Genomic DNA, 4,797 nt, shown 5'->3' with positions numbered 1-4,797 from the left:
TTATATAAATTACTTGGAAAATAATTTATACTTAAATAGTAAATGATTTAAATAAGCAGTAAATATAAAAAGATTTTATGGTTATATTTAATAACATTTGGGAGGAAAGTAATGAAAGGGATAAAGAAAATTTTATCATTGGGTTTACTTCTGATATTTTCATTTTCAATGGTATCCTGTGGAGGATCAAAGGGAAAAACTTTAGAAAATACTGTAGTTGTAACAAGTAAATATCCTGATGAAGTTATGAAGTATATTGCTGATGAATTTAAAAAAGAAACTGGAATAACTGTTAAATATGAAGTTAAAGATGAAATCAAAGAAGATGATTTTAAAAATTCAAATATTGATGTTGTTTTAGGTGGAAATAGTGAATTATATAAAAAGGTAGCTTCAGATAATCTTTTACAAGAATATAAAACAAGTTGGTTTGGAGACGTAGATGAAAACTATAGGGATAAGGATGGATATTGGTATTCAATTTATAGAAATCCTATAGTTGTTGCTTATAATAAAACAAATCTACCAGATAATCTTGTACCAAAGAATTTAGTTGATTTAGGAAATGGAAAGTTAACTAATAAATTAATTATGGTAAACTCTAATAATGATTATACAAAATACTTTATCTCTGCTACAGCATCATATTTAAGTAAGGCTGCAAATAATGATGAAAATGTAGGAAATACATTTTTACAAGGTTTAAAATTAAATGTGGCTACATTCTTTAATAGCTATGATGAATTGACAACGGCTTTAAATACAAAAGAAACTCCAATAGGAATCCTTCCTTTAGATGTGTTTAATAAAAAATATAAAAATGATGCTAATATTACGAAGGTTGATTTTCCAGATGGGGCACCTGTGGTAACAGAATGTGCAGGGATTTTAAAAACAGCACCAAATCCTAATGCATCAGAATTATTTATGGAGTTTGTCGCTGGACCAAAGATTCAATTAGAATTAGCACAAAAGTTTAATATAATGCCTTCATTACCTGTAGCAATAAAATATTCTCCAGATTGGATTAAAGATTTTAAAACTTTAGATATTGATAATAATGTTATTTTTGATAATGAAAATAAATGGGTTCAATATTTTAATGGTGTAGTAAAACCGGAAGCACCTACCAAGCCAGCGGCTAATGGAAAAAAATCTTAGTATATAATTAAATTAAAAAAGAGATATTATGTTTGCACATAATATCTCTTTTATATTTAAAGTGTGAATTGTAAATAGCTTATTCGTATTTGAATTTAATGATAACTTCTTTGATAACTCCTTTAGAGTTAGTTCTAACTTTAAAGTCTTTAATATCTTTAAATTCGTTATTAAGTTGGAAGTTAAGTTCATTTATAGTAGCTTTGGCTTTTTTAGCTAAATCACTATCTTCGATAACTTCAAATCTTTGTTTTTTAGTTGTAATTTCCTTGTTTCTGTCGTCAACTACAACGTAGTATTTATCTCCTTCTTCAATTACAACATACTCTTTACCAAAAGTTAGGCTTGAGCATAATGAATTATCTATACATCTTACTAGCATAGCTACTCTCCTCTCATAAATAGTAAATTCTCTACAACTTAAATATATCATAATGAGAAGCTTTGTCTATGCTAAATAGGGAATTATATTAATTTTGTAATATCCTACAAATATCCTATTTTTTTATTCTAAGAATATTCTTTAAAAAATCATTTTTAGTAAAAATAAAGAATTTTTTTATTGAAGCAAAATCGTCTTTTAAAGTACTAGGCTTGTCATCTTTCCAATAATCATTGAAATAAATACATAGTAAGAAGAATAATATAGCTAGGTTTATATATATATCCTTAAAATCAGCTATAAATAAATTACTTATTCCTATGAAATCTAAGCTTCCTCCGTAAAAGACCTTGTCTATTAAAGAACATAAAGCCCCTGCCATTATAAAGATTATACACATATCAGCATTAAAATCTTTATGTCCATTATGTACATAATATCTATAGGCTTCAAAGAATATAAATAAAGCTATTAAGTTTAATATTATAAGAAATCCAAAGTTTATTCCTGCTCCAAATCTTACATTTAGCCAAGAACCATCTGTATTTATTATTGGTTGGAATGATAAAAAGTTACCTATAATATCAAAATGAGTATTAAAGAACCATTTATATATTATAAATTTTACTCCTTGGTCTAAAATCATTAAAAATGCAAATAACCATAATAAAGTTTTATTACTAAAGCCATTTTTATGTTTATTCCATAAAGCATAAACTAAATATCCTACTAATGCAAAGGGAAGTGCTAGAAATAACATCATAAAAGTTTCTGAATTATTTTCAACTCTTCCAGTTAAGAATTCAAATAAGAAATAAATTAACCACATTATAGGTAGTATTCCAATAGTTACCCACTTTTTCTTATTCATGATTACCTCCCTATAAAATATACCATTATTATATTTAATTAAATTAATTTTAGGTTTATAATATTGAAATTAATTAAACTAAATCAATTTTAACATAGTTAATTATTATAATTAAAGAGGATAAATAGAATTTTAAAAGAATATATAAATTATCACACATATTAAATAATGAGGTGTTTTATGACAGATATTATTAGAGACTATTATAATGAAAACAGTAAAAATGAGTGGCTTAGATTAAATGATCCTTACAATAGATTAGAATTATTTAGTACTATGTACATGATAAAAGAATATTTTCCTAATGAGGGTAAAATATTAGATATAGGCTCAGGACCAGGAAGATATTCAATAGAGTTATTAAAGAGAGGATACGACGTCACATTAATGGACATATCAGATAAATCTATAGACATGGCTAAAAAAAATATAGAAAGTTTAGGGTTAGAGGCAGATAATTATATTTGTGGTGATGCATTATATTTAAACTTCTTAGAAGATAATTCTTATGATGGGGTACTTTTAATGGGGCCTATGTATCACATACAGTCTAAAGAAGATAGAATTAAAATATTAGAAAGCTGTAAGAGAATATTAAAACCAGATGGTGTTATATTAATAACTTACATAAATTCATTAGGAGTTTTAAAAGTGGGACTTTCAGATTTTCCTCAAGATTTTAAAAATATAGATAAAATATATGAGCTATTTGATGAAAAATCATTTAGTAAGGAGGAATCTTTTACTGAAACATATTTCACTGTGCCAGAAAAAGCAATTGAAGAAGTTAATGAAGCTGGGTTCAATATATTAAGTAGAGCTGGTGCTGAAAGTTTTTTAAGTGGACAAGCATTTTATATGACTAAATATTACTTAGAAGATAAGGAAATATATTTTAATTTATTAAAGGTCGCAACTGAAAAATGTGAGGATGAAAGGTTTAGAGATTCAACAGAACATTTACTTATAGTTGCTAGAAAATAAATAGTAACTATTAAAATTTAAATTGAAAATATTTGTGCTTAAAAAGCTTTAATAGCTATAAAATATAAAAACTAAAAGGGAAAAGAGAGTAAATTACATTAAAAAAACAACACTAATAACATAGTTGTTTTTAGATGAAAGAGAGGAGCAATTTTTATGTTAACAATTTTTGCAGTTTCAGATTCAATAGGAGAAACAGCTCAACAGGTAGCTGTAGCTGCTGCTAGTCAATTTAAAGATAATGCTGAGGTTAAGAGAATCCCCTATGTTAAAGGCTTAGAAGATGTAGAAGACTTAATGAAAACAATAGAGGATTGTGAAGCTTGTATGATCGTATCTACTATAATAACTGTTAACGTTAGAGAATATCTAACACAAAAATGTATTGAAAAGAATATAAACATAATAAACGTACTTGGTCCAATAATAAATGTAGCTTCAACAATATTAAATCAATATCCAGATTATAATCCAGGTGCTATGTGGAATACTGATGAAGCTTATTATAAAAGAATAGAGGCTATGGAATTTGCTATGCAATATGATGATAGTAAAGACTATAGAGGATTAAAAAATGCTGATGTGGTACTTGTAGGATTATCTAGAACATCTAAAACACCATTATGTATGTATCTTGCTAATAAGGGAATAAAGGCAATAAATATACCTTTGGTTCCAGAAGTAGGTGTACCAGATGAATTATATGAAATAGATAAGAAAAAAATATTTGGCCTTACAATAAATCCACTTCAACTTATAGAAATAAGAAAAAGAAGGCTAGATAAGTTTCATAGAATATCAGCAGATATAGAATATGCTTCTGATTCAAGAATATTAGAAGAGTTTGACTTTGCCGATAGAATAATGAGAAAAATAGGATGTAGAACTATAGATGTAACTCAAAGAGCCATAGAAGATACTGCTTTAATCATAATGGAAAAGCTAGGAGTAAAATAAAAGAATAATTTATAATCAATTTTATAACTGCTAATAATTCTAAAGAACTAATTTTTATATGAAATATCTAAATTAAGAAAAGCTTAAATAAAGATTACATATATATAAATGGCATATTAAAATTTATTAGCAGTTTAATTATTTTATTAATTGGAATAAATTTGAATAAATTATATTGGATTGTAAATGTAAGGTATATATACTAATCCTGGTGTATCAATATAAGAAATATTAAGAAATTTTTAGAAAATAAAAGAAAAATAAATTTAATTTTAAAATATTAATATTAATAAATTGTAGAGTGGTATACTATATGGTAAGATAAATCTCGTCGCTAAGAGACACACAAACAACTTAACAAAATAAATTAAAAGTTTTGAAAAAAAGTTGTTGACAAAGTTTCGAAGTGATGTTAAACTAAGAAAGTCGCTTGAGGGCGACA

The 4,797-nt window shown here is 25.8% G+C and carries 5 protein-coding genes; 3 read left to right on the top strand and 2 right to left on the bottom strand.

Annotated elements, in window-relative coordinates; genetic code table 11:
- Positions 1-111: 111 nt before the first annotated feature.
- A complete protein-coding gene (locus OIF33_RS16975) occupies positions 112-1,161 on the top strand; it encodes an extracellular solute-binding protein (protein WP_322505422.1) in 1,050 nt (349 codons plus the stop codon).
- Positions 1,162-1,240: 79 nt separating this feature from the next.
- Here the strand turns inward: OIF33_RS16975 and OIF33_RS16970 are convergent, their stop codons facing one another.
- Together OIF33_RS16970 and OIF33_RS16965 are read right to left on the bottom strand one after the other, a co-directional pair.
- Positions 1,241-1,543, bottom strand: coding sequence for a hypothetical protein (locus OIF33_RS16970; RefSeq protein ID WP_322505421.1), 303 nt, complete (start codon positions 1,541-1,543; stop codon positions 1,241-1,243).
- Positions 1,544-1,658: 115 nt separating this feature from the next.
- A complete protein-coding gene (locus OIF33_RS16965) occupies positions 1,659-2,414 on the bottom strand; it encodes a signal peptidase II (protein ID WP_322505420.1) in 756 nt (251 codons plus the stop codon).
- A 180-nt stretch (positions 2,415-2,594) separates the two neighbouring features.
- Between OIF33_RS16965 and OIF33_RS16960 the strand changes: the two genes are divergently transcribed.
- The gene (locus tag OIF33_RS16960; RefSeq protein ID WP_322505419.1) at positions 2,595-3,398 is read left to right on the top strand and encodes a class I SAM-dependent methyltransferase; all 804 of its coding nucleotides are present in this window, start codon (positions 2,595-2,597) and stop codon (positions 3,396-3,398) included.
- 156 nt (positions 3,399-3,554) lie between these two features.
- The gene (locus OIF33_RS16955) at positions 3,555-4,355 is read left to right on the top strand and encodes a pyruvate, water dikinase regulatory protein (protein WP_322505418.1); all 801 of its coding nucleotides are present in this window, start codon (positions 3,555-3,557) and stop codon (positions 4,353-4,355) included.
- Positions 4,356-4,797: the final 442 nt, after the last annotated feature.

The sequence above is a fragment of the Clostridium sp. LIBA-8841 genome (assembly GCF_034439435.1).
Classification (GTDB): Bacteria; Bacillota; Clostridia; order Clostridiales; family Clostridiaceae; genus Sarcina.
The sequence above is the reverse complement of the archived record's forward strand: the minus strand, read 5'-3'. Positions and strand labels throughout refer to the sequence as shown.